This is a genomic window from Nocardia sp. CDC160, from assembly GCF_035818795.1.
In the GTDB taxonomy this organism is placed as follows: domain Bacteria; phylum Actinomycetota; class Actinomycetes; order Mycobacteriales; family Mycobacteriaceae; genus Nocardia.
In genome coordinates this window covers 190,604-216,776 of the sequence record NZ_JAYKYT010000006.1, presented here as the reverse complement: position 1 = coordinate 216,776, position 26,173 = coordinate 190,604, and the positions used below count along the sequence as shown (strand labels likewise).

Here is a 26,173-nt window from a genome sequence, read left to right as displayed (position 1 = left end):
TCGTCCAGGTCCGCAGTTCACCCCCGATGGGGCTCGCCGAATGGAACGCAACCAGAAAGCGTTCTACCGCGGGTTTCCCGATGGCCGACACGTCATCGACGACGTACTGATCGCCGGCAACCGCTTCGTGACCCGATGCCGGTTCGTCGGCACCCACACCAGCACCTTCGCGAGATCACAGCAACAGGCGCAGCGATCTCGGTCGGAGCCATCCGCATCGACCGCTTCGTCGACGGGCGACTCGTCGAACACCACGGCCAACTCGACATGCACGGACTCCTCCAGCAGGTCAGCACAACCCGCTAACCACCGGCCGCCTACACCCAACCTTTCGGACCGGATTGCCCCCGAGATCCGAAACGACCAACGATCAACGGTCACTGCGGAAGAGCCACACCGGATTCGGACCAGCGCCATCACGGTCGAGGTTGTGAGTTCTCAGCCGACCTGGCGGAGAGTGAGCGTCTGACCTGCGATCCGCCAGCCGCGCTGAGGCAGGCTCCGTCAGGTTCTTCTCAAGCTGAGTGGCGGTTTCCCCGGAGGCGTTGGGAGCCGCCTCAATCCGCTTGGGGCACACGCGTCGCTGGCGAAGTTCTGGGTCTAGCCTGCGATGGTGATGGATAGGCTGCATCGTCCCCTGTTGTTCCTCGACGTCGATGGACCGTTGATCCCGTTTGGAATGACACCTGGGCATGAGTCGGATTCGTCGCCAGTTCCGACGCGGCAGGATGGAGCTAATCCGCTCCTGGCGCGTCTCGATCCCGAACTCGGGCCTCTGTTGGCGGCCCTTCCATGCGAGTTGGTGTGGGCAACAACCTGGATGGATGAGGCCAACCGCTCGGTGGCTCCGGCGCTGGGCTTGCCGATGCTCGCGGTGGTGGATTGGCCAGAGCGGTCGGACGACCACGTCGACGAATGGTTCGGGCTGCATTGGAAGACCCGAACATTGATCGAATGGGCGCAGGGGCGATCGTTCATCTGGATCGACGACGAGATCGGTGACGGGGACCGGGAATGGGTGTCGGAGCATCACGGTGATCGAGCGCTTCTGCATCGCGTTGATCCTCGGATCGGGCTGCGGCGCAATGATTTCGCCGCCCTCGCCGAGTGGATTGATGCCTCCGCGGACCGGTAACTGGGTCGTAGGTCTGGCGCTTCTGTGGTGGGATCTGTGCCGTGAAGCTCAGCCAGGCAGCCTGTCACCCGAACGTGTCCTTCCGCGCTTTCATGCGTGGCAGATCGTCCGCCGCAGTGACGAGAGCGTCGACGACCAGATTCAGCATCTGATGGATCGGCTGGAACCGGTTCGTGCCGAGCTGGTCGCACTGTGCTCGAACGACGAGGTCAGCCCGATGAGACGGCCTTTGATCAGGCGCGGAGTCGGCCTCGACCGCTGGGATGGTATCTGCCGCTATCGGTGCTGGACTTCCTGGTATTGACGCGAGCAGAGCTTGACGTGGACGAATACGACTCGAGCGACGGTGACTACGGATAGCTTGACAACCTGCGACGCTCCCCGGTGAGATGGTCGCGCGATGATCGAACCTGACCCAATCGAACTGGACCTCGACGCGGCTCGCAGGATATATCCGGTCGGCGACCATGTAGTCGGGGTGGTCACGCTGATTCCGCGCCCCGGCGCAATCGGATTGTTCGTCGACTTGGGTTGTCCGCCATTCGGTTTCGTCGACGTGCTCAACCTGCCCGAATCCATCGATCAATGGCCGACCGTCGGAACTGTCACTGAGTTCGAGGTGCTCCAGCACATGCACCGGCAGGTTCGGCTCTGGCCGCTCGACACAGCCTTCCAATCGAGCACCGCGGTGTGGCCGGCCATGAGCGAGCCTGAATGGCGTGCCGTCAAAATCCGCCATCCTGTGGGTTCCGAAGTGACTGCTGAAGTCACTCAGGTCTTTCCGCTGAACCGCGAATACTTCGTCGAATTCGATGCCGTCTGGTCCGCACTCCCATGGTCGGGCGCGCCGCCCGCTGTCGGTACCAGCGCTCTCTTTGTTGTCGACCGACATCTCGATGAGACCCGCCGACTCGTGCTGCGTTGCGCCTGACTCAGCGGACCTGGCGGAGATGCGGTCCGCCAGCCGCGATAGGGCGGCTGCCGGTGGGTCTTTCTCAGGCTGAGTGGTGGTTTCCGCGGCGTCGACCACGGTCGGATCGAAGTCCAATGCTACCAAGTGTCTCGCTTGACCCATGATTCGAATCCGATGCGCCGCCCTAGCGTCGCGGACCAATACCACCCCGGAAAACTGCGCCTACCCCGATAGGAAGGAAACGGCCGCACAGGTCGGCCTAACTCGGCAAGAACCTCCGGAAGCCACACCAAGGGAACCCCACGCTTGACACCAGCAGTCGTCATGTACGCCGCATTGAACTGCCCGACGTCCTCGGTCAACCCCTCATCGGCCTCCCGCACGCACCGACCCTCGCCACATTGGATGAGAACTCACCACGCTTTCGCCAGATTGGTTGAGAATCCGCCATTTTAGGTGAGACCCGACAGAGGTGAGCGGGTGCAGGGATATCGAACACTGATGCGCGTGGCATACCTACGTGATCCAAGCTCAGGGTGTGGGGCCGGGTATTCCGGTTTCGTTTTGCTGACTGGTAGTTGCATGTTGTGGAACTAGGGGCGTTTCGATGGTGGACGTGGTCGTAGTCGGCGGCGGGCCGACGGGGCTGTTGTTGGCAGGAGAGTTGAAGCTGGCCGGAGCCGAGCCGCTAGTCCTCGAAGCTTCAGGTGGTAGCGCGCGGCGCTCGCGGAGCTTCCACATACGTGGGATAAATCTGCGCAGCATGCAGACGCTGGCGCTTCGCGGACTGGACGCTCCGTTGATCGCTGAGCAACGAGCGATGTTCGACTGGATCGCAACCCACGGCGGTTCTGAAAGCACCAACCTCCTGCGGCGAATGCTCGACGAGGGCAGGGCACAGGGCGTTTTCAGTCTGCTGCCGCTTCAGACCGAGCCGAGCGACGACCGCTGGGTCATTCTCCAGCCTCATCGGTTGGAGCGGATACTCGTTGACTGGGTTACGTCGCTCGGTGTCACTGTCCGGCCGGGTAGCGAAGTCGTCGAGGTTGTCGACGAGGGACCGACGGTGGTAGCGATTCTGGCAGATGGCGAATCAGTGCGGGCGCCATATCTGGTCGGCTGCGATGGCGGCCGCAGCGTTGTCCGGAAGACGATGGCTATCGACTTCGTCGGTACAGAGGCAACCATGACTGGTCGGGTGGCCGCCGTGACAGTCGCAGATCCGATGGCGCTGCGGTCGAATGTGCGCAGTCCTGGCGGGTTGCTGTTGCTGTCGATGATCCCGGGGGAGATCTCGACCATCGAGTTCTCCGGTGGGCCCGCTGATCCGCGCGCGCCATTGACGGCCTCGGAGATGCAGGACAGCATTCGGCGAGTATCGGGTGTGCCGGACGTAGAGGTGACGACCTTCGACGGCGGCATCCGGTTCAGCGACAACACTCGGCAGGCCGTGACATATCGCCGAGGCAGGGTGTTTCTTGCAGGCGATGCAGCGCACGTCCATTCGGCGATCGGTGGGCAAGGGCTCAATCTCGGCTTGCAGGACGCGGCGAACCTTGGCTGGAAGCTCGGTCTGGTGGCCCGCGGACTTGCCGACGAGGAGCTACTGGACACCTACCACGCGGAACGCCATCCGATCGGGGCAAGGGTATTACGAAACACCCGGGCGCAGGTCGCGTTGATGCGTCCAGGGCCTCAGGTCGACGCGTTACGCGAAGTGGTGTCGGAGGTGATTGCGATTCCGGATGCACAACGGTATTTCATCGACATGGCCAATGGATTCGACATCGACTATGCCGGCACCGGTGAACCATACGTCGGAAAGTTCATGCCTGAGGTTCTGCCGCTTACCAACGGCGGCGGGCTTCTAATCGGTGCGACTGCGGCAGGTTACGAAGATCGGCTGCGGTGTGTGGCTGGCCGGACCCCGATGCTGGTACGACCCGACGGTTATGTCGCGTGGGCCTCTACCGGTGATGACGCTCGAGGATTGGACGAGTCATTGCGGCATTGGTTTGGGGTGCCCGGCCCGGTAACGGTAGATCGCGTGTCGAACTGACTCTGCTGGCTGAGTTCATTATCCAAAAGGTTTGTCCGACACAGGTTTGGCTTGGTCAGCGGACTATCTGGTCCTCACGAACCGGCCGCGCGTTCGGCACCGTCGCGTCACGGAACACCGCTACGCCGGCCTGCGCGACGCCGAGGCTGACTCCCCGTAACAGCAGTCGTGGTTCGAAAGTCGGGTCGACCGCGGGCCAGTTGATATTGCCGGAATCGACTAGCTGCCCTACCAACTGGCCTGCCACGCCGCCCGCCCAGTATCCACCGGCACTAACCGCATTTCCTGTACTAGCACCTATGAGCTGCCCCAACCATCCAGGAACACCGGCCCGACCCAGCACTGCCCGCGCCCCGCCGCCGACCGGATCGCATATCCCACTACCGATTCCCGATACCACCGAGCCTGCAATGCGACCCGTGTCGACATCGCGTACATCGCGCTCACCGACTAGGACCTGCCCACCTTCGATCGCGGCATCCACCCGTCCCATGAGCAACCCGTCACGGACGGCCCCTGCAAGCATCTGTTTCACCGTGAACTGCCGGGCGAAAAGGCTAACAATGCCGCGGACGTCAACCTGGGCGGCATCCGCAGCCAGTTGGTCGATCAAACTCTCACCGGCCACCTTGACTGCTATGCGTCCAGCAGCCACCACCCACAGCTCGGCCAATGTTCCGCCAAGCGTTGCGACCGCCACTGCGAGCTGCCAGGCGGTCAGAGCGGCGAAGGTCAACATCATCAACTTCGTGTATTCGAAGTCTGCACCAGCGCGACGAGCGGAATGCCCGATCGTGCGTGCAGTGTCTGCTAGCCGGTCTGCCTCGGTCGCCAGTGCAGCTACTGTTTCGGCGATTGCATCCCCACCATCTCCGCGGTAGTCGGCCTCTAGCTGCAAGCGAACTGTAGACAATTCCGAGTGAAGCGTGTCCAGCTGCTCGCCTAACTCGATCAGCAACTGGCCTAGTTCGCGGACCTTATCTTCGTCGGCTGCTGGCCACACTCCACCGAAATTCAGAATTCGGGTGTAACCGACCAGCCAATCAGGAATCATCACCGACATGTTGAGCAATCTGGTCGAACTTGGAGCGTTCTCCCAGCCTTGCGCTCAGGAGGAATAAATCGAAGGACCGAGTCGGCGGACGCAACCAAGTTGACGCACTGGTCGGTCGAAATCGCCGCTAGCACACAGGCACTACGGCATCGCTGACCTGCTTGTGGCCGAACCATCGGGTGAGGACCGATCGGAGCCCCACGACCACGTCATCGGCCTCAATCGACACCGACGATGTAGCCCAGCAGATATATCCGTCAGGTCGGACCAGCAGAGATAGCGGTGTCGACGTCCTGACAATATCGACTTGATCGGACCACGACTCCCCGGCCGCCGCGACGACGTCGCTACCTGCTATGAGTACGCCTCGCCCTGAACGCATTTGGACGAACAGCCGCCCGGCAGCACCGGGCAGCGGGCAGTCAGGTGCAGCCAGGCCGAGCAATGGGTGGTCGACGTCGGCGGGCATCGAGTAACGTACGGCATGGCCGCTTAGCATCTCGGCGAGATAGTTTCGTGTGTCGGGCAGGTGCATCAATTCGGTGAACAGGGCGCGGAGGTCACTGGTCTGGCTGTCGGCAGCACCATGGTTCATGAGGGCATTCTGGGCCCGCACATTGAACAGCACCCGCGCGCCGATCGGGTGACGCTCAGCGTTGTACGTGTCGAGCAGATCATCGCCCGCGTCGCCACGCAACGTAGCTGCCAGCTTCCAGCCAAGGTTGAATGCGTCCTGAATGCCGAGATTCATACCTTGCCCGCCGAACGGCGGGTGGACGTGCGCCGCGTCACCAGCAAAGAACACGTGGCCGTGTCGATAATCAAGTAGTTGCCGTGCTGTATCGGTGATCCGAAACCCGTAGCGGGTCTCAGCCAAACCCAACCCCGGGTCGAAAGTGGCGAGCGCTGTGTCGATTTCCCCACCTGCGATCGGCGCTTCACGGTTATCCGGGTGGCCAGGGCCGCCGAACGCGATCCGAAAATGATCGCCGAACGGGAGTAGCATCGTCCAGTTACCCGCGTCGTCCCAGCGCCAGTGGACACCCCCGGTGCGATACCGATCCGCATCGGTGAGCCAGACGTCGGCCACCGTCGAGACATGTGTCGCGGGTGTGCCGGGGAAATCGAGACCGAGCAGCGAACGTGTCGTACTGTGCGCGCCGTCGGCGGCCACCAGGTGTCGGGCGCGCACCCTGTACTGCCCTTCACCATCGGTGATGGTGGCACTGACGCCGTCGGAATAGACGTTGAGCGCCACTAGTTCGTTCTCGCGGCGCACCCGCGCTCCAGAAGCGACGGCTCGGTCCGCAAGCATCGCTTCGATGCGGGCTTGTGGTATCAACTTGCCTATCAGACGGTTATCGAGACTGTCCGCTTCGAATCCGATGCCAGCGAAGTGCCCAGCGTTCGATGGGTAGTCGCCCGCAGCCAACAGAGGTTCCAGAAGTCCCCGCTGGTCGAAGATCTCCAGTGTGCGGGACTGCACGCCACCTGCGCGTCCGGTGCCGCCGATCTCGGGCCGCCGCTCGACGAGAAGCACATCCACGCCGGCGAGCCGTAGTTCAGCCGCGAGCATCAGGCCGGTTGGACCGGCACCGACGATCACGATATCTGTCTCCATCAGGTCCTCCTGCAGTTGATTTGCATACTCCATGTTGGGTGCACAGATTCGGATACGCTTGGAATGCGATGTGGGATCACGTATTTCGGTGCAATGTCCTGCAACGGGTCAGTTCCGGCGGACGCAACTGGATAAGCGGTCGCTGCCTTTGCTGCCTGTCGGGTGGCTGGGCGACAAGCAACAATCGGCGGCCGAATAGGGTATGGCTTAACGACGTTTGCTTACGTATCTACCAAAGGTGTAGAACCAGTACGCTGCGGGTGGTGGGGCGCGGCGATCGCGTCACGACTCCGAACCCCGATGGGAGCCTGAAAGTCGAGCGAGTACCGCGTTTCCGTCACCAGACCAAGGCCGCGGTATCCGATAAGTCCTGACTTCCAGAACCTCGGGGCACTGTGCACCAGTCTGAGGATGAGGTCAATCCCGAAGCGATAGCCGGTTCCGGCTCAGAGCGATTTTCGAGTTCGATCTCAGCAATTCCTCGATATTCGGAGCGAATACGCAGTTGCCTGACCCGATCTGCACCAACATGATTCGCGCGTTCTGAGTCTTGGATATCTACTGCACTGCTGAGCTGTTGCGCTCACACGCCACTGACGCTTTGGCATAAGGTGAGGAATCTGATGTCGTGATTACTAGAATGAATGCGGACACGGCCCGGCTCTCGCCATGGAAGACGTCATTGTCCTCAGCTTTCTAGTCGTTACCCTACCCATGTGCGAGTGAATTGAATTTGTTGCCCTGTATTACAGAATCACAATCTACTTGCAACCACATCAGTGATTCCGAAGCGACATAGGTATGAGATAGGTGATGTATCTCGGGTTTTCGACTCCACAGTCGAGGGGAGATGTGATGCAGATGGGTGCCTTTGGGGCAGCCGCAGCCACATCAACCTCCCGCCAAAGAGTCGCTCTTGTCGGGCCGCGGGGGAGCCTTGAGACGCTCGCACCCGCAACGGATTTGACGGCACAAGCGATCGGCAAACTGTCCATGGTCGTCGACGGTGGCAGCAGCGACGAGCACGGTGTCGGCGTCTGTCGGGGCCGTTGACCGCCAGGGCGTGAAAGGTGGCTCCGCGCCGATCCGCGCTCGGGGTCAGCGCACTGATCTCTATCCTGATGCCACGCAAATGGAGTTGTTGCACGGCGGCCGATCGAACGGCGCGCCGCCCCATCGAAGGGGACTCGATCCGGGACAAGAAGTGAACGCGCGCAACCGCTTGGGGCCGGGAGCTGCTCCCGGTATAGAGTCCACTACCCTTCATATCAATTATAAATGCGGACACGAAAGGCTGCTGCATGGCGCGCAAGGTGGTCGTCGAGCTGGTTGACGATTTTGACGGCAAGTCCACCGCAGAGGAGACAGTGCTTTTCGCTGTCGATGGTGTGGCCTACGAGATCGATCTGTCCACGCACAATGCTGCGCGGATCCGAGAAACGTTCGAGCCCTGGACCCAGCGTGCCCGCCGCGTAGGTCGGACTCCGAGGTCGACGGCGACCAACAGGACGGTGGGTAGCAAGGCTCGCACTGCTGTCGATCGTGAGCAGACCCAGGCGATCCGGAATTGGGCGCGTAAGAACGGATTCGAGGTTTCCAGCCGTGGCAGGGTATCTACGGAGATCCTGGCGGCATACCACAAGGCGGGCGTGTAGCAGATCGGCCTGCCCGCAGTCAGCCGGGGCTGCGGGCAGGCCGATCTCTTCCGTGCGGTACGAAGGGCTCGTGCGGTACGAAGGGCTTCAGCGGTTGTGTGCGGAAGGCCCGGCTCGAAAGCTCACGATTCATCAGCACGGCCTGGCAACGCTCGGCCTTCACGTTCTGCCATGCTGGACCTCGTCATCGACGTCCGCTGGGCCCGCGTCGACTCGAGCGTCGGACCGCTGCGCGACGTTCGCACCGTCTTGGAGCTTCGGAACAGATGCGCTGGTGCCTGATCATCTGTTTCCCTTGTCGCAGTTGATATTTCGAGTCTACTGACCCGCTGTCAACTTCAGGCGATCACCTAGTGGTCCCCGCCGCCCGGATCAGTGGAAGGCATCAGATACCTATGCAGCTCGGAAATCTACCGATGCTGCGATAGCTGGCGCATGCTCTAATGCGAATTGATAAGAGGCGCAATGCATCTGGTGGTTGAAAGCCTAAGGGCGGTTGGGATGGTGAAGTCTGGTGGCCGTAGAACAGCCAGCCTTTCGATGTCGGTTTTGGATTCCCTAAGGTTCGTATATGGATCTGCGATTCTCGCTTGTAATGTGATTGAGTTTTGCATTTAACTGATAGTCGTCAAGGAGAAATGTTCAGATGTCAACACGCGTACGCTTTTTCAAGCTCGTAGCTATGGCGAGTGCGCTGCTCTCGGGGGAAATCTTGTCGAGTGGTCTTGCGAGTAGTGCACCACTCCCATCCTCCAGTTACTGCCATTCGGACCAATGTTATTGAGATTTCAATGTCAATGGGCCATTTTTTGCTGATATTGTTGTGAACCATGGAGGTAGTGGTTGGCTAGTGGAGTGGACCGCTGCGGACGATGCGAATCGTCTACTCTGTGCCGACGTAAGAAAACTGGACTCAAACGGACACATAGGGGTGTCGGACACCTGTTCGGCACCAAATGGAACGGTGCAGCTTTCGGTTTCCCTCACGGGCGGCGATGCGGATATCTACCTCGATCACCATCAGTAAATCTCCCAGCCTCTCGTCGACCTCGTCGTGCTTGAACGCGAAACCGTAGCCAGCTCCTTTTGCGTCAGCGTGACGACGATTCCTTGCATTTACAAACCCTCAGCTGTGCTTGTAGGTGAGCGATGGGTATCGGTAGGTGGTCGGTAGGTGATCGGTATGGCCGCGCTTTTGGGTCGATACGGATGAAATTGGTATGGTCGGCTGGCAAGCGCAGCTGATACGATGCGGCAAATGAAAGCGAACACAGTTCTGAATGCCATCGCATCGGTGGGAGTTGTGGCCTTGTGTCCCTGGCTGTCAGCTGGTACGGCTATGGCTGATTATCATATTCATGCAGCGAACAAGGATGCGGCTAATGGTGATTGCAGGGAATGGATCTCCTTGCAGCCGGTGCATGAAACCTACCAGTGCATCGACACCGATCCGGGCCATCCGACGATGTCTGCTGAATACGAAGTAGCGGTGCTGGACACCAGTAGTGGCCATCCTGTCGATGCCGCTCCGGTCTGGGATTACCCAAACCCTGAGCCGCCCAATGCTGTACCCACCGGGTCGGGCAGATAATCCGCTCGAGGTGACAACGGGCATCTATACCTCTAGTGCACCTAGGATATTGGCGCTCATGCTCCCTGCTGCGTGTTCGGACAGTGAGCTCACCAACGCTCTAGTTGTGCGAATTCGCAGTCAGGGCGTATGTGCGGCCGTTTGTTCGGTCGAGCCCTCGGCTGCCGAAGGGGATCCTGCTCTCGCAGGCCGTAGCGGAGTTGTGGGCAGAGCGACTCTCTGGATGGGTCTCGGTTTCATCAGGAGTTTCTTCGCGCGTTACCGATGTCGATTCGGCACCTAAGGGCCGATGCTTCCAGCAGTGGCCCGGCTAGCCGCATGGCAACAACCAACGAGCTACCAAAGGACCGAGAGTCGATAGTCACGAGATGGAATCCTATCCATTGTGGCAGATTGTCATTGATGGAGGGCCGTCGTGAGTACTGAGCTGTCATCGTCTGTAGCGTTGCTCGTAATTGATGTAGCGGTGCATGGGCTGCTGTGAGTTCTGTATAGACCAAGTGCCGCCTCAACTTTCTGACGATGCTTGGAGCAGTACATCGCAAAGGTGCGTGAAATGTCTATTGTCATCGATTCAGTTTCGCCTGCCGTTGGCTCCGCCAGAGGTCGATTTGCACTCGGCTTGAGCGAGAACCCTTTTCGGCCCTTACCGTCGGTGCTGCGCGCCCTCGACGACGCGATGGAGCGGGTGAACCGTTATCCGGAGTTCTGGCCGAATGAGTTGCTGAAGATTATTGCCGACCGGCAGCGACTACTGCCGAACCAGGTTGTGGTTGGACTGGGCGCGACCGGCGTCGCGATGCAGATCATGCGTGCACTCGTTCAGCCTGGCCAGTCGGTGGTATTCGGGTCACCAACCTTCGACGGCTATCCCATAGCTTGTCATATAGCCGGCGTCGTTCCTGTGCCGATCCCGCTCACCGCCGGTGGCGACCAGGACCTGGCTGCGTTCGCCGCGGCAATCGACGCCCGGACAGGCATGGTCGTGGTATGCCGGCCCCACAATCCCACTGGCACAGTGGTTCCTACGACAGAACTGGAATGGCTGCTCGGTGCGGTACCCGACGATGTTGTGGTGGTACTTGACGAGGCCTACGTGGAGTTCCTCGTCGAAGGACAGCAGGTCGACGCGGTGCGTTTGGTTGCTCGCCACCCCAATCTTGTTGTGCTGCGAACGTTTTCGAAGGCATTTGGACTTGCCGGACTTCGGATCGGCTATGGGTTCGGAGCTGCCGATATCGTCAAACGAGTACGGCGCTTGCAGTTGCCGTTCGGAATGAACTCTGCCGCTACAGTGGCCGTGTCGGCTTCTTACGCCGCCGAAGGCGAGTTGGCTGAACGGGTACGGTTCATTACCGCGGAACGGGACAGTCTGCGCCATGGTCTGCGCCAGATCGGAATCCCGGTGCCACGTAGTTCGGCAAACTTCCTGTATCTGCCCGGTCGCGGGATCTCGGCGGCACTGGATCGTGCAGGGATCAGTGCCAAGTCCTATCCCGATGGCAGTGCACGCATTGCAGTCGGAGACCCCGATGCAGGGCGGGCTGTTCTACAGGCCCTGAACAGTGCTGTCGTAGGTTGCGCGTAAGTGATCGCCATGGTGATGAAGGCGCTACGGTTGCAGGTAGCGGGTGCCGGCGGGCCTCGTCCTGAATGGGTGGCCGCGGTCGGGGTGTCCATGATCGGGACGTTCATGGCGATTTTGGACACCTTCATTGTCGTGGTAGCGATGCCGACAATCCGGCGCGATCTGGATGCGGCGCCAGAGCAATTGCAGTGGATCCTCGCTGGTTATCAACTGACCTACGCAGGGATGCTCGTGACTGGTGGGAGACTGGGAGACCGGTTTGGGCGCAAGAGAACCTTTGTTACTGGAATGGCACTGTTCACCGTTTTCTCGGGTAGCTGCGCACTCGCGCCGACCGCGGAGATTCTGATTGTGAGTCGGCTGTTGCAGGGCGGTGCCGCCGCCATCATGTTCCCTCAAGTCTTCGCGATGATCTCGGTGCTGGTCCCACAAGCCGACCGAGCGAAGGTACTTGGTGTTCTTGGCGGGGTTATCGGTGTCGCATCCATCAGCGGTCAGTTGCTCGGCGGCGTGTTGTCTGCTGCCGATCTCTTCGGCCAAACCTGGCAGTCCGTGTTCTGGGTCAATGTGCCAATCGGCGTGATAGCTGTCGTTCTGGCGTCACGATTCATTCCTGAGACACGCGCCAACGAGAGCAAACACCTGGACCTCGCGGGCACTGCTGTTCTCACCACTGCGTTGTTCTTGGTGCTCATTCCGCTCATCCACGGCCGTCAATCGGGTTGGCCCCCAACAATGTGGGCCAGCTTCATCGTGGGTGTGCTTACCATGGTGGGCTTTGTCGTCATAGAGCGTCGAGTGCTGGCCAACGGCGGCGATCCATTGTTGACGATACAATTGTTCCGACGCCGCCCGTTTGTGGTCGGCATCGGGTTGATCTTTGTTGTCTACTGTGGGGTTTCGTCGTTTTTCCTGATTCTGTCCTTGATGCTGCAGGAGGGGCTGGGGTTTACACCAACTATGGCCGGCGTCGTGTATGCCCCTGACGGACTTGCATTTTTGGCTGCGAGCGTGCTGGCTGGTCGGCTCGTGCCGCGCTACGGCAGCAGAGTTCCTGCACTTGGAGCCTGTCTAATTGCAGTAGGAGTGACAGTCGCGATGATCGTCTCCCTGGACCAAGGTGGTGCGCTGACCGCACGTTCGTTGATACCGGCCTTGCTATGTCAAGGATTTGGTGGCGGGCTATTGATCACGCCGCTCATGGGGGTCGTGCTGGCACGCATCGACCCTAGCGAGATCGGAATGGCATCGGGAGTGCTGTCGACCACCCAGCAGGTCGGTGCGGCATCTGGTGTGGCAGTGGTCGGCGTGATCTTCTTCGGCTCGCTTCGGCCTGCTCTCGGCCAAGCGGCGTCGTTTGCTCATGCATTTGCCGTCGCGAACATCTTCATCGTGGCGGTTGCGGCATTGGCTGCAGGGTTGCTATTCGCAGGGCTGCTCTCCTCAACCACGATTCGCGGTTGAGGAGAGCAGCCAGTCCGCCCTTCGTCGGGAGTTCACAGGTACCTATCCCGTTAGGGAGCCTACCGATGCCGCCGCCGCGCGGCGTGTGTTGAGATTTGATTTGTTCCGAGGTCGAACAGCATCTCTCGGTAGATGTGCGGCAATAACTGAAAGTGGTGGAGCAATGAGATCTTGGTTGGCGCGGGCCATGGCGGTCTCCGCAGCAGCCGTGGCGATCATGATGACGTCGGCTTCTTTTGCCGGTGCCAATATGTCGGTGATGCGCGAAGTTCAGGACCCTCACGGCTGCAACCTTGATAGCAGCGTGCCTCAAGACGCTGCGCATCTTTACGGGGGCGGTTACACATCGTGTCAGCAATGCAACGACTTGGGGGGAGCAATGTGGGGTCTCGGAAAGATTGCGGCATATACGTGCATTTACCGTGGGCGGGTCGGTTGGGCCGATGACGTCGCTCTTTATATACGTGGTTGGTGAGCGGGTCAGGCCGGTCCCTGGATGCGCGGGCAGGCGTTCCGCGCCTGGAATCGTCTTCGGCGGTGCCGAGTCTGGGTGTATGGCTCGAAACGTGGGGCGGGCTCGTGATTGGCAGCGGTACAGCACATCTGCCCATTGAAGGGATCTGATGGATGTCAGTAGTCGTAACCGATGAGACCAACGACGCTGAGCATGAACCGGGTCGAGCGGACTCTGTGGAATGGAAGCTGTTCACCCGCCTCGCGTTTCGGTTTTGCTTCTTGTATTTGGGGCTGTTCTGTACCTTGATGCCACCGATCGTCTTCGTACTGTTCGGGTGGTTAGGCCGTCAGATGGGTTACAGCGCGCAGTTCTGGCCTGTTCGGAAGCTGCAGCCAGCTCTCAGTTGGGTGAGCCGGCATCTGTTCGGTACGAGTGTGCAGCTGTATCCCAGCGGCGTCGGCGACCAGAGGATATTCTGGGTGCTGGTATTCTGTGTCTTTGTCGTGTCGATGATCGGGACGGCTTTGTGGTCGGTGCTCGATCGGCGGCGCGTGCAGCATCGCGTGCTTGCGAGCTGGTACCTTCTCGTCGTTCGACTCTTGCTGGCCGGCCAGATGTTGAATTATGGCGTCGGCAAGATGATTCCGACCCAGATGCCTCAGCCCTCGCTGACCACACTGCTGACCAAGTATGGTGATCTCACCCCCATGGCCGTCCTATGGTCGCAAGTTGGGGTGTCGAGACCGTATGAGATGCTGCTCGGGGCAGCGGAAATCACTGCAGCGGTACTGCTCTTCATCCCGAAGACTACATCGCTCGGCGCCCTTCTGGCTCTGATCGATACGTCGCAGATCCTGGTGCTGAACATGACTTTTGATGTGCCAGAGAAGATTCTGTCCGCGCATCTCTTGCTGATGTCGCTGGTGGTACTGGCACCCGACAGCCGCCGATTGTTACGAGTACTTCTTCTCAATCGCTCGACTGCCCCGGCTGTCCTGCCATATCCGTTCCACACCAGGAGATCTCAACGAATCGCCGCGGTGATACAAGGCTCACTTGGCCTCTGGATTGCCGTGGCCCTGGTGCTCGGGGGTTGGCATGCCTGGCGGACCGGGGGGCCGGATCGTCCTAAGCCTCCGCTGTATGGCATCTGGTCGGTGTCGCAGTACATTCGCGACGGGCAGCAGGTCCCACCTCTGATAACGGATGGAATCCGCTGGAAAACAGTGGTGTTCGACTATCTGAATGCGATCACCTACCAGCGGATGGACGACACGTTGGTGACAGTTCCCGCTGAGTGGGATGCTGTCGACCACCGAATACGGCTGATCGCGGACACGGTAGTGTCCGGACCAGCGGAAGGCGCAGAGCGCCCTGAAAATCCCCGGGGCACATTCGTCTTTCAACAGCTGGGGCCCGAGAAAGCTGTACTCACAGGGGAGCTGGATGGTCATCAGGTCACACTGAGCCTCGACCGGATCGACCTAAGCGCCTTCCCTCAACGAAGTGCATCGTTTCATTGGATGCAGGACCGTCCGAATTTGTAGCGATGGTCGTGTTGCGGTGTCGGTGTGGCGCTGGCGGTTTCGAAGCGGTTGGTGGCGGGCCGAGCTCAAGTCCCGGAATATTAACGCGCGGAGATCGATCGCGGGCTATGTTACTCCGTCCGTCATCGATCCGAGGTTTCCGCCAGCATCAGCTTGAAACCCACGTGGCTGGCCTCGAATCCGAGCTTGCTGTAGAAACGATGCGCGTCTACCCGACTACTGTCCGAGGTCAATTGCACCAGGATGCAACCACGTTCTCGCGCCCTCCGCACACACTCTTCGATCAGCCGCGACCCCAGACCGATGCCACGCATCGGTCGAGCCACACGCACCGCCTCGATCTGCGCACGTACCGCACCCTTGCGGGCCAGTCCGGGCAAGAAGCTCAATTGTGCCGTTCCCGCCACGGTACCGCTGTGTTCGGCAACTAATAGCTCCTGTCGCGGATCGGCGTCGATCTCCGCGAAGGCCGCACGATATGGTCTTAGATCATCGGCAGATTCACGGACCATGCCAAGTGGGTCGTCGGCGAGCATCGAAACTATCGCAGGAAGGTCCTCGATCGTCGCGGACCGGAAGATGATCTCGTCCATCCACCAATTCCATCATGAGCCGCGGTAGCACTACCGCGGGATTACGAATTGCTTTCGTCAGATCTCATACCGAAAGAGGCGGCGTTAGGTTCCTGCTCGGCAGAGGTGCGCTCAATGCGTTCAGCCAAAGGTGATGATGGTGCTGTTTGCTACCGAGACGCGAGCTGCCTCGTACAACAGCAGCCACGCCAACCGTTCGCGATACAACGAGTGCTCGTCGCGGCCGTCATCGTGGATCCTGTCGATTTCGGCATCCAACAGTTCACCGTCGACGAACGCGATGCCGAGATAGGGAGCTACATAGACGAGTTCGCGCATCAACGCCTGGCTGGATCCAACCATGCCGCCAGATAGGGCCAATTCCTCGTCCGGGAAGAGTACTTCGCCGAAATCGACCGGGACGTAATAACCTTCGCAGTCCGAGTGGCAGAGGAGATGGGACTCGAACGTATAGCTGAGGTCGACGACGGCCTCGTCGTCGGCCGGATCCTCGTCTTCCGCCGCGGGCATCAGCGGCTCATCTGGGTATTTGTGTGCTCGTGCGTACGCACGTCGCAGGTGGTGCAGGAAACTGTAAGGAACCCCGCCCATCTGGTCTCGTTCGGCCGCCGCGCCGCGAGCCGTTGCTTCGTGATGGGGCAGAAAGCCTTCGCCGAGCAGCAGATCGTTGAGTGAGCGGAGTTGGTCCCGCAGATGATCGAGGCGCTCTGGAGGGCTGTCGGCCAATGCATTAGCGAAACCGTGCGTCCATACCCCTAGACCCATGAGCTCGAGGCTACATACCGATCTACAGGCTTGACAATATCTCTAACCGAAATCGTATGTGGGCGATGAGTTTCACGCTACTCGCCGAGGGACGGAGCTTGCTGAATCGATGTCCTCTGCATAGATATCTATGATGGCGAGGGCGTCCACACTGCCTCCCGCGGGATACCTAAGAAGATACCGACAGCACGTCGGAATTTCGTTCATGATGTGTAATCGTGTAAGCCATGAGCAATGATTACCGCGGTGACGAAGGTTCCAGCTGGAATGTGCTTGTCAGCACAATGAACGATATTCCTGGCTTTCGTGTGGAGCGTGTGCTCGGTGAGGTTTTTGGTCTTACCGTGCGCTCTCGCAACATCGGTAGTTGGATGGGCTCCGCGATGAAGTCGATGAAAGGTGGTGAGCTCAAGGGGCAGACGAAGATGCTGGTGGAGGGGCGCGGCGAAGCGCTGGGCCGGCTCACCGAGGAGGCGGTGTCGCGCGGTGGAAACGCTGTGTTGGCAATGCGTTTCGAGACTTCGGTCGGTGATAATGGCACCGAGATTTGTGCCTATGGCACGGCGTGTGTGATACAGGCTGTATTGTGATCGAGCAACCGGCTCAGCCATTCCAAGTATCGCTGTGGCACTGATGGTCACTGCTCAGTTCCTGCGTGGGCCCGGCACGATCATCGATGAAGTCGAACAGGGGTTGTACGCCCGAATTCGGGTTGCTGCATGCTGGCCAACGCAGGACGGGCCATAGCCATCTATGGGTATGGCGGTGGTGTGCTGGTTGCCGGTCTATGGTCGGATTGAGGGGATGCAATGGTCACGATGCTGATCGACGAGTTGCTTGTCGTTGCAGAGCTGTTGGGTGTGCAGACCCTTCCGAGCGTACTGAGAGTACGGCCGGGTCATGACTCGGCTGCGGCATGGACTGCGCTGCGAGCATCGGCGATGAGGAGCCTGCGGTCCGCCGGGTTGTTGGACGCGTATGCGGACGTGGACTGTGAACTGGCAGACGCACTTCGCACACTCGAGCATCCTGAGCGTGAGTTGGCAATGCATATCTACACGGAATCGGGGAACCGCCAAGCGTGTCTTGTTCGGCACGGCGCACAGCATGCACTGGCTGTTCGCAACGGTGACGCAGTCGAGATCGCTGGCATCTGGGCCGACGACGGTGCTGCCCTGGCCAGCCCGGTTATAGCTGTGATCGGATCGGGCGCACCCGCTGATACGGTGCCACTTCGAGGGCTTACTTGCGACATCCTGGACTGTCTCGATACCGCCAGGGAACCGAGCGATTACATCCGCTTGCTCGCCCGATTCGGCATGTCGGAAACAGATGCCCTCGAATTCGGCATCGCAATGTCGCACTGCGTGACTCGCGTCGAGATCGTCGCCTACGATCATGTCTCCGGGGGTCGATCTTCCGGCGCGGCTGTGTACGACACACATCGAGGGCGTATTGTCGCGGTGCCCACGACGGCCGCGGATGGTCAGTGCTGGACCACGCTGTTGCCTGGCAGCGATCACAATGTCGCCGGGGCGATTTCAGGATTGGTCCGCGCCATGCCTTCCCACCGATGGATGGCGTGACAACGCGGATGTGCTCAGCCCACGGTGCCCATCACCGTCGCTAGCGCTGAGCGCATGTCCGCGGCTTCGATGCGCATCAACACCGAGGTATCAGCACTGGACAGGTCCAGAGATTCATCATTCGCCAGCCGGAACTCGCGTTCCTCCTCTGCGGCCTCGATGATGTTGCGGATGAATCGGCCGTTGCCCGCCAAGTCGATCGCGCGACGCTGCGCGCCGCCCTGATCTGTGACGTGTCGCTCGTATAGCTGTGCACACGCGGTGATGAGCAGCTCTCGCGCCTGAGCCGATATTTCCGAATCACGCTTCCGCGCAATGAATTCGCCGATGCATCCGAGCTCTTCGGGGGTGTAGGAGTCGAACTTGATTCGCTTGGCGAACCGGGACGCAAGACCGTCATTGGACGCAAGGAATCGATCGATCTCGCCGTCATAGCCGGCGACGATGACCACGAGTCGGTCGCGGTCGTTTTCCATGCGGGCCAGCAATGTGTCTACGGCTTCACGGCCGAACGCATCGCCTCCTGAGAGCCCGGTCTGGATGAGGGTGTAGGCCTCATCGATGAACAGCACCCCATCCATTGCGGAATCGATGAGCTTGTTCGTCTTGATCGCTGTACTGCCCAAGTGTTCACCGACAAAATCGGACCGCTTGGCCTCCACTAGTTTGTCGGTCTTCAACAGCTTCAATCCGCGGTAGATCTTGGCCACCACCCGGGCGATCGTGGTCTTGCCGGTACCCGGTGGGCCGGTGAACGCCAGGTGTTGCCCACGCGGTGCGCTGGCCATTCCCTTCTCAGCACGGATTTTCGCGAGCTGTGCGGTCGCCTGAAGCTTGGCCACTTGGGTTTTCACCCCGGCCAGCCCGATCTGTTCGCTGAGTTCGAGGCGGGCGGATTCGAGGACGCGCTCGGCTTTGTCATCGAGGTCCTTGCCCTGAAACTGTTCGGCGGTGGGCGCCGACGCCGGATCCCATCGATCGGTGCGAACGTCGATGAGTTCCTTTGTGGTCACGGTGATCCGGAAACTACGATCGCGCATGGCCCGGGTATTGGCTTCGAAGTCCGGCGCCTCGGAGAATACCTTTTCGAACAACGCCTGCGCTTCGTCTTCTCTGCCCATTTCACGCAAGCACAGCCCACGGCAGAAGTGTGCAGTGGTGGCCGCGGCTGGAATTGGTCCTGTAGCAGCAGCTTCCATACGTCGGATTGCCTCGCCGAACAGGCCCAGATGTGCACATGCGGTGCCGATCATGACGTTCGCGCCGGCGGCCAGGAGGGCATCGTTCCATTCCGTTGATCCAGCCAGTACCGCCATCACATCGGGCCAACGTTGAGTTGAGTAGTGCAGTGCTCCACGCACGTAGGCAGTGATCCGGTCGTCGATCTCACTGTCGGGGGTCGCTGGCTGCGAGGCTCGATTGCGCGCCAGCTCGTCGAGTGTTCGCTCGGCCTCGTCGAACTTCCTGTCCGAGATCAGCCGTGCAGCCTGAGCCAACCAAATCTCGGTGTGGCTGGCGAGTGGATAGTCGATGTAGGGCTCGATGACAAAGCGCCCGGCCAGCACTCGTGGCGGCAAACCGAGTCGTCGCTGCTCGCGGTACAGAGTGTTGGCGCTGGTCCGGAAGAGGTTGTCGATGACCTCGGAGGTCACCTCGCCAGCCGCCGCCCGGCCCAACCAGGCATCGCACATCTCCGAATCCCATTCGGTGGCACGCTGGAAGGCAAGTTTCGCATAGTCCAAATCGCGTACCGATTCCTGGCCATCGATTGCAATACCCAAGGACAGAATCCCAGCATCGAAGGCACGTTGTGCTTGCCGGCTTCCCGATGCAGACGTTAGATGCGTGGAGGACGTCATCGAGCTCTGCCTTGAACTTGAATGACAAAGCCAGACCTCAATATCCGCAATTCGACAGCCACCGCCGCTCCCGTGAGTAGTCTCCCGCAATCGGCAGAAGTAGCCTACTGCAGGGTGGAGGTCGGCACGAAAGGGCCTCGAGAACGGTGTCCACAGTTTAGACAAGGTCAGGTATAAGGGATCACCGATGGCTTCAGGCCCTGCGCCCTATCCTGAGTCCAGGTTGGTGGCATAGGTAGTTGTCGAACATCGGGTGCAGCACCGGAATGCCTATGACTCGGGGAGTTGCGGCTTGCTGATCGATGAGGCTGTGGAAGGCTGAAGGTGCAGCAGGATCAGTCCGACGGCTGCAATGAGGAAGTTCTGTAGCGCCGCCGAGGACGCATTGACGTCCTTGTTCGCCCACATGCGGAACCACTCCCCGGCAATGGTCAGGAAACCACCGAGGAACAACACGATCGCCATGGTCCAACCGATGCTGCAGAGCTTCCACGCCACGGCCATCGAATCCTGGCGCGTGCGTCCGAGGGCGACCGGGATGGTAATTGCGGCACCAGCTAGCAATGCGAAGGCGATGAGGTATTCCCATGCGACTATGAGGATGTAGACCACGAGAACTACAGTGCTATTGGTGATCGCCCGCCAGTTCGTACCCTCGCTGTGGATCGTGTGCTGCATGGAGAGCACCGCCGCGACGCCGCGTCGGTTGGTATCTGTGTCGGCGCAATTGGTTACGGCGACAATCAGGTAGTAGAGCCCTGTGATGGCTGCGATGACAGCCACGACGACCTGACGGCTACCTATGACATCCAGAACTCTCTTACCGGCCAACATCATACGACCTACCTCGCTCATTTCGAACCGCCGTCGTTCATTCGGGCCGAGTCCAGTTGTCTTCGGGCTGAGTGCATTTCGTGATCAATCAGCGATTGTGTAGCCGTAGGTACCGATCGTTGTACAGGCGATGTTGCGGATCCTACCTAGGTACGTTCGTAAAGCGAGGGTTCTCTATTCCGCAGAGGTCGGTTTCGAAGGCAAAAGGATGCATGATCATGCATGCCGAAAAAGCATGATTGCGATCGACATATTGAGATCCGACCTCCTGTCGGATATTCGACACCGGAAGCGAATGATAGGTAGGTATTGACGGTCCGGAGTTGGATCGCAACACCCCTAGGTGCGTCGATTTCGTAGCAGTAGTGGTCTGGCAAGCGAGTTTGGCGTTCTGAAGGTCTCATTGCGAACCTATGCTCGTCGCCATGACTGCGATATATGGGGGTGGTCTGGCTAGTTCGGTGGGGACGTCCGGGACCTTTATCGGGCGAGATCAAGAGCTGGATCGAATCAGCATGTTGCTGCTCGGCTCTGCTCGGTTGGTGACGCTGATTGGATCAGGAGGGATCGGGAAGACCCGATTGGCGGAGGAAGCAGTTTGGCGGATCCATCGTGCGCGCCGCACCTCGGTATTCATCGTTCGGCTGGCGGGATTGGTGCGGGGTGCCGACGTGGGCGCCGTCGAGGACGCCATCGCTGCCGCTGTACTGGTGCGCGGCTTCGCGGGCAGGTCCGAATGGGAAGGCGTCGTCGAGGCACTGACCATGCGTAACGGCGCGGGGCGTGATCAGTCTGTGGTGCTGGTCCTGGACAACTGTGAGCATGTCCTGGCTGCGGTAGGTGAGGTGATCGGGCGGTTGCTGGACACGGTAGCTGGACTGACGATCCTGGCAACCAGCCGTGAACCGGTGGGATGGATCGATGAGCAACTGGTGCCGGTGCAGCCTCTGTCGGTCGATCAGTCGCTGGAGTTGTTCCGGCGCCGCGCCGAGCTGACCGGCAATCTGATCACCGAGCCGAAGGACGTGGCTCTGGTTCAACGTATCTGTCGTCATCTGCACGGCCACCCTTTGTACATAAGGCTGGCTGCGGCGCGGATGTTCTACGAGCCGCTGGCAATGATCCTCGGCCAATTGAGCGGGGATCGCTCCGATATGCGGATGCGATGGGTACACGGCCCGCGGATCGGGGGCGAGCCGCGCCACCGCACGATCAGTGATGTGATCGGCTGGTCCTACGACTTGTGCGATGAGAAGGAACGCCTGCTGTTGGACCGATTGTCGGTTTTTGCGCCGGGATTCGATACTGGCCCAGAGGGCAACGGCTTGCTGGGCGTCGGTGTGGAAGAGGCAGCAGTGGCTGCTGTGTGCTGCGACGATACCGCGGATACGGGCGGGCCATTCCAGGCCGGGCGGCTGCATCACGACGAGTTGCGGATGCTTCTGGATCGCTTAGTGGATCGCTCTCTGGTCTCGGTCCATATCTCGGATGCAACCGTCAGGTACTCGCTGCTCGAGAGTGTGCGGCTGTTCGGGCAGGCGCGACTGGCGGACCATGCAGAAGCAACAGGGGTCGATACGCTCGCAGTGCTGCGCGGTCGGCACCTGCGCTACTACCGTGACCGGCTGGTCGCTGCGCAATCGACATGGTTCAGCCCGTCGGAGCGGGAACTGCTCGATTGGGTGCGCAGCTCCTGGGACAACATCAAGCTGGCCATGGAGGCAAGTTGTGGCGATGCAAAGGACACCCATCTCTGCTGGGAGATCGTCGCAGGCCTCCTTGCCATCCGCGCACCGTTCCATACGGGCACCTTGCCTTCAATCCGCCGGTGGGCACAGCAAACCTTGAATACGGCGCGAGCACAATCGACTGAGCTCGACGACCTGCAGATCGGTGTTCTCGCACGGATCGGGTGGATCGCGACCAGTCAAGGTCAACGACAATATGCCGCAGAGGTGCTCGAAGACTGCCTCACAGCTGAGATTCCCGACCCTGCCCTGCGCAAGCAGTGGCGTCGAGCACCCGAGACCGACATTGGGTTGCCGGCTGCCATCGAGTTTGCCTGGGGAGTCGACCTGCTATTTCGCGGGAACAAGACATCGATCGCGCTGCTCGCACGCGCGAATGAGAAATTCGCCGAACTCGGTGACCGCGGCGATGCGTGGATCGCAGCGTTCTATGGGGCGGTGGCCCACGCACTGCTGGGTCAGCGCGAGGAGGCACTCGAACTTGCTCGCCGTGTACTGCAGGAGACAATCGACTCCGGTTCCACACTGGCCAAGTCGTGGACAGAACTGGCGTGGGCGATGGCCTTGACGAAGAACGGGAAGCTGGACGCGGCCTACGAGGCGATCCGCGATGCGCTGGCTGTGCAGATCCCTGCCCGTGACCGCTGGGGCGGGATGTGGTCAGTGATAGTCCGTACCTGGGTACTGGCACGCACCATAACCGATCACCTCGTGGATGATGCCGTCGATCGCCAGCAGGTCAAGGCCCTTGCGACCGAGATCGCGATGCTGGCCGGAGGGATAAAGACGTTCCAGAAACTGTTCAAGATCGATCTAAAGAATCTAGGACCTCTGATTGCGGAAACAGACGTGGCGATGAACGTGGCACTCAAAGTGCTCGGGCAGAGGGAGTTCTTGATCGCCGAGGCCCAGGGGTCGGCGCTGCGCCTGGAAGACGATGAGCCTCAACGCCTGGCGGCCGGGACCCTCGCCGTTCCGTCGCCTGACCCCGAGAATCGTGCACGACCGGAAGCTCAAAGCGAGTGGGACGTACTGTCAGGAGCTGAGCAGGGTGTAGCTGTTCTCGCAGCAGCCGGATGGTCGAACAGCTCGATCGGGGCACGGCGGGGCACTTCGACCAAGACGGTTGACGCACAGATCTATTCGATCTTCCAGAAACTGGCTATTACATCGCGCGCTGATATCGCCCGATTTGTTCCTGAAGCAATGCAGGAGCTGGTACAAGCCGAACGTGACCGTCGACCGCGTCGGCAAGGTGAACGGGCGCGCAGGTGATTCGTTCGGATCATGCTGTAGGAACGACCGCAGGGCCGGAAGCTCGACCTCGATCAGCGGCGACACCGATGATCGAGGTCGAGATGTGGTCAGACGGCTTGCACCGGCTCGGGTTGTGTATGGCCAGTACCGAACTGAATGCCCTTGGCCTCCTTGCCGATTGCAGTCAGGATGATTACTGCGGTCAGAACTGGGACGATGGTGACCGCCAACGCGAATGGGTACCCGTGATGTTCGGCCAGACGCTCCTGGATGGGCAGGTTCAGCGAAGCCAGCAGGTTGCCGAGTTGGTAGGTGATCCCCGGATAAAAGCCTCGGATAGCGTTGGGTGACATCTCAGTCAGGTGCGCTGGGATCACCCCCCATGCACCTTGCACCATCACCTGCATCATGAATGAGCCCAGACACAGCATGGCGGCGGTGTGCGAGTACGCGAACAGCGGCACGATCGGAAGGCCCAGTAACGCGCAGAAGATGATGGTGTAGCGGCGGCCGTAGCGCTGGGACAAGGTACCGAAAATCAGGCCGCCGATGATGGCGCCGATGTTGTACGTCACCGCAATCCATTTCGCCGTCACGGGGGACAGGCCTGCGCCGCCAAGGTGGTGCGCGGCGCTGAGGAACGTGGGGTAGACGTCTTGCGTGCCGTGGCTCATCCAGTTGAAAGCCGTCATCAGCAGAACCAGATAAACGAACCGACGGACGATTGCCGGGCTGGTGAGGATGTCACGCACTGACGTCTGCGTAGACTTCATCTGCTCCTGAGTCTGCTCCCAGACCTCCGATTCCTTGGTGCGGGTCCGAATGATCAGGATGATCAGTGCGGGAACGATCGACAACCCGAACAGCCAACGCCACGACAGGCCCAGCCAGTTGCCCACCACCAGCGAGGCGAGGGAAGCTAGCAGGTATCCGAACGAATAGCCTTCCTGCAGCAGACCGGAAAAGAAGCCGCGCCGATCGGCCGGGATCTTTTCCATCGCAAGCGCGGCGCCTAGCCCCCATTCTCCACCCATACCGATGCCATAGAGCGTGCGCAGAATGATCAGTACTGTGAAGTTCGGGGCGAAGGCGCATAGAAAGCCGACAACCGAGTAGAAAGTCACATCCACCATCAGTGGTATGCGACGGCCGATGCGATCGGCCCAGAGACCGAATAGCAGTGCGCCCACCGGCCTCATGAACAATGTGGCAGTGGTGATCAGTGCGACGCTAGCGGTGCTCATATGGAAACTCTTGGCGATATCGGCGTAGACGAACACGACCACGAAGTAGTCGAAGGCGTCCATAGTCCAACCCAATTGAGCTGCTATGAATGAGTTACGCTGGTCGGTCGTAAGCCGTTGCCGGCCTTCATTTGGCATTTGGAGATTCCTGTCGGTATTGGTACCCAGGACGTGCCTGTATAAGCAGTTCTGGCACTTTGTCGGTGACAGATCGGTTCTTGGAACGTTTGTGTTTCCTGGAACACATGGATAGCAGAACTGAGCGACTAGTAGAACCCTCTGACGCCGATAAGGGCTGCTGCTGATGCGGCCCGGATACCTATGTAGCCCTTCTTTCACTAGTTGATCGAACATCTAAATCCTCGGTCTGTAGGTATATAGGGAGATGCTCCACCGACGTCATAGTGCTACTTATCGGCCGATCATGAATTTTTACCTGAATAGTGTCTGGTCGGTCTTTCGGTGTGCGAGGTCGGCTGGGAGGAGGGCACGAATGGCACCGGTAACGTCCAGGAATGGTTTGGTGACGGTTGAGGCGACTGCGCAGGGCCTACCCTTGCGCATCTCGGTTGACGCCGAGGAGCTTCGGCGAGACCCGGACGAGCTGGCTCGCGAGATTCTGCGGTTGTGTAGAAAGTCGGCCCAGCGTGCCGGGGCCGAACTCCGTGCGGAGCTGGCTTCGGCGGGTGTCGCCAACGACATGCTTGCATTGTCGGGGTTGCCAACGCACGAAGAGGCGGTGCGCCAAGAGCTCATCGACGAGCAGGAGTACGACATGGAACCGCAAAGTTGGCTGCGCGGGCTGTGAACGACAGAATGGATGAGCTGGTCACTCGCGTGACCCGACAGCTGCACCGGATGCGGGACCTACAGGATCACATGGAGCGGATCCGGGTGCGCGAAATGGCCCCGGGCGGTGTTATTTCGCTGGAAGTCGACGGGTACGGTGGGTTGATTTCTCTCGAGCTCGGTGTTGGTATTACGCGGCTGTCTCCTGAGGAGTTCAGTACCTTGTTCCTGGAGACGGCCGCTCGCGCTGCTGGTCGAGCTTATGCGAAATGCGCTGAGCTGATTGTGGCTTTCAACCAAGACTCTGCGACGCGCTGATTCCTTGTAGCTCCGATCGTTTCGAGGACCCGGCCGACATCGGGAATGTTGTTTCTACCCCTGCCGGGGTGGAAGCGGTGTTCGGCGCCGATCATG

The 26,173-nt window shown here is 60.0% G+C and carries 22 protein-coding genes; 15 read left to right on the top strand and 7 right to left on the bottom strand.

The features are described 5' to 3' along the window. Positions 1–40 precede the first annotated feature (40 nt). The 5 genes from VMT40_RS32140 (at position 41) to VMT40_RS32125 (ending at position 4,107) form a co-directional block, all read left to right on the top strand. Positions 41–469, top strand: a complete 429-nt coding sequence (locus tag VMT40_RS32140) for a hypothetical protein (RefSeq protein WP_326363016.1) — start codon at positions 41–43, stop codon at positions 467–469. A gap of 147 nt (positions 470–616) precedes the next feature. Then, positions 617–1,135, top strand: a complete 519-nt coding sequence (locus VMT40_RS32135; RefSeq protein WP_326363241.1) for an HAD domain-containing protein — start codon at positions 617–619, stop codon at positions 1,133–1,135. Next, on the top strand, positions 1,086–1,439 hold the full coding sequence (locus tag VMT40_RS39450) for a DUF4279 domain-containing protein (RefSeq protein ID WP_442790090.1): 354 nt from the start codon (positions 1,086–1,088) through the stop codon (positions 1,437–1,439). Before VMT40_RS32135 ends, VMT40_RS39450 begins: the two co-directional genes overlap by 50 nt. A 96-nt stretch (positions 1,440–1,535) precedes the next feature. Then, positions 1,536–2,066 carry a hypothetical protein gene (locus VMT40_RS32130; protein WP_326363014.1) on the top strand — a complete coding sequence of 177 codons (531 nt, stop codon included), beginning with the start codon at positions 1,536–1,538 and terminating at the stop codon, positions 2,064–2,066. Between the two features lie 589 nt (positions 2,067–2,655). Further along, a complete protein-coding gene (locus tag VMT40_RS32125; protein WP_326363012.1) occupies positions 2,656–4,107 on the top strand; it encodes an FAD-dependent monooxygenase in 1,452 nt (483 codons plus the stop codon). A gap of 55 nt (positions 4,108–4,162) precedes the next feature. On the opposite strand, the gene VMT40_RS32120 is transcribed toward VMT40_RS32125, so the two are convergent. Then, entirely contained in the window at positions 4,163–5,170 is a 1,008-nt protein-coding gene (locus tag VMT40_RS32120) for a WXG100-like domain-containing protein (protein ID WP_326363010.1), read from the bottom strand. Positions 5,171–5,288: 118 nt separating this feature from the next. Further along, positions 5,289–6,815, bottom strand: coding sequence for an FAD-dependent oxidoreductase (locus VMT40_RS32115; protein WP_326363008.1), 1,527 nt, complete (start codon positions 6,813–6,815; stop codon positions 5,289–5,291). A gap of 1,268 nt (positions 6,816–8,083) precedes the next feature. Between VMT40_RS32115 and VMT40_RS32110 the strand changes: the two genes are divergently transcribed. The 5 genes from VMT40_RS32110 to VMT40_RS32090 all read left to right on the top strand — a co-directional run bounded on the left by VMT40_RS32110 (position 8,084) and on the right by VMT40_RS32090 (position 15,084). Beyond that, entirely contained in the window at positions 8,084–8,437 is a 354-nt protein-coding gene (locus VMT40_RS32110) for a histone-like nucleoid-structuring protein Lsr2 (protein WP_326363006.1), read from the top strand. A 1,258-nt stretch (positions 8,438–9,695) separates the two neighbouring features. Further along, positions 9,696–10,028 carry a hypothetical protein gene (locus tag VMT40_RS32105; protein ID WP_326363004.1) on the top strand — a complete coding sequence of 111 codons (333 nt, stop codon included), beginning with the start codon at positions 9,696–9,698 and terminating at the stop codon, positions 10,026–10,028. Between the two features lie 556 nt (positions 10,029–10,584). Next, complete coding sequence (locus VMT40_RS32100; protein ID WP_326363003.1) at positions 10,585–11,616, top strand: aminotransferase class I/II-fold pyridoxal phosphate-dependent enzyme; 1,032 nt, start codon at positions 10,585–10,587, stop codon at positions 11,614–11,616. A 9-nt stretch (positions 11,617–11,625) separates the two neighbouring features. Then, positions 11,626–13,080 carry an MFS transporter gene (locus tag VMT40_RS32095; RefSeq protein WP_326363239.1) on the top strand — a complete coding sequence of 485 codons (1,455 nt, stop codon included), beginning with the start codon at positions 11,626–11,628 and terminating at the stop codon, positions 13,078–13,080. Between the two features lie 627 nt (positions 13,081–13,707). After that, entirely contained in the window at positions 13,708–15,084 is a 1,377-nt protein-coding gene (locus VMT40_RS32090; RefSeq protein ID WP_326363001.1) for a DoxX family protein, read from the top strand. Positions 15,085–15,206: 122 nt separating this feature from the next. On the opposite strand, the gene VMT40_RS32085 is transcribed toward VMT40_RS32090, so the two are convergent. After that, positions 15,207–15,677 (bottom strand): GNAT family N-acetyltransferase, encoded by a 471-nt coding sequence (locus VMT40_RS32085; RefSeq protein WP_326362999.1) that lies wholly within the window; start codon positions 15,675–15,677, stop codon positions 15,207–15,209. A 120-nt stretch (positions 15,678–15,797) separates the two neighbouring features. After that, a complete protein-coding gene (locus VMT40_RS32080) occupies positions 15,798–16,442 on the bottom strand; it encodes a hypothetical protein (protein WP_326362997.1) in 645 nt (214 codons plus the stop codon). 269 nt (positions 16,443–16,711) lie between these two features. Between VMT40_RS32080 and VMT40_RS32075 the strand changes: the two genes are divergently transcribed. Both VMT40_RS32075 and VMT40_RS32070 read left to right on the top strand, forming a co-directional pair. After that, positions 16,712–17,032 (top strand): YbjQ family protein, encoded by a 321-nt coding sequence (locus VMT40_RS32075; RefSeq protein ID WP_326363238.1) that lies wholly within the window; start codon positions 16,712–16,714, stop codon positions 17,030–17,032. Positions 17,033–17,260: 228 nt separating this feature from the next. Beyond that, entirely contained in the window at positions 17,261–18,028 is a 768-nt protein-coding gene (locus VMT40_RS32070) for an ESX secretion-associated protein EspG (protein ID WP_326362996.1), read from the top strand. A 14-nt stretch (positions 18,029–18,042) separates the two neighbouring features. On the opposite strand, the gene eccA is transcribed toward VMT40_RS32070, so the two are convergent. Continuing rightward, the gene (gene eccA, locus VMT40_RS32065; RefSeq protein WP_326362994.1) at positions 18,043–19,887 is read right to left on the bottom strand and encodes a type VII secretion AAA-ATPase EccA; all 1,845 of its coding nucleotides are present in this window, start codon (positions 19,885–19,887) and stop codon (positions 18,043–18,045) included. Positions 19,888–20,157: 270 nt separating this feature from the next. Beyond that, on the bottom strand, positions 20,158–20,742 hold the full coding sequence (locus VMT40_RS32060; RefSeq protein WP_326362993.1) for a DUF2165 domain-containing protein: 585 nt from the start codon (positions 20,740–20,742) through the stop codon (positions 20,158–20,160). A gap of 494 nt (positions 20,743–21,236) precedes the next feature. Between VMT40_RS32060 and VMT40_RS32055 the strand changes: the two genes are divergently transcribed. Continuing rightward, positions 21,237–23,744 carry a LuxR C-terminal-related transcriptional regulator gene (locus VMT40_RS32055; RefSeq protein WP_326362992.1) on the top strand — a complete coding sequence of 836 codons (2,508 nt, stop codon included), beginning with the start codon at positions 21,237–21,239 and terminating at the stop codon, positions 23,742–23,744. Between the two features lie 89 nt (positions 23,745–23,833). Here VMT40_RS32055 and VMT40_RS32050 read toward each other — a convergent pair whose 3' ends face one another. Then, positions 23,834–25,108 carry an MFS transporter gene (locus VMT40_RS32050; RefSeq protein ID WP_326362991.1) on the bottom strand — a complete coding sequence of 425 codons (1,275 nt, stop codon included), beginning with the start codon at positions 25,106–25,108 and terminating at the stop codon, positions 23,834–23,836. A 355-nt stretch (positions 25,109–25,463) separates the two neighbouring features. Between VMT40_RS32050 and VMT40_RS32045 the strand changes: the two genes are divergently transcribed. Continuing rightward, positions 25,464–25,778: a hypothetical protein gene (locus VMT40_RS32045; RefSeq protein WP_326362989.1), complete on the top strand. Its 315-nt coding sequence runs from the start codon at positions 25,464–25,466 to the stop codon at positions 25,776–25,778. Positions 25,779–25,786: 8 nt separating this feature from the next. Continuing rightward, positions 25,787–26,077: a YbaB/EbfC family DNA-binding protein gene (locus VMT40_RS32040; protein WP_326362987.1), complete on the top strand. Its 291-nt coding sequence runs from the start codon at positions 25,787–25,789 to the stop codon at positions 26,075–26,077. Positions 26,078–26,173: the final 96 nt, after the last annotated feature.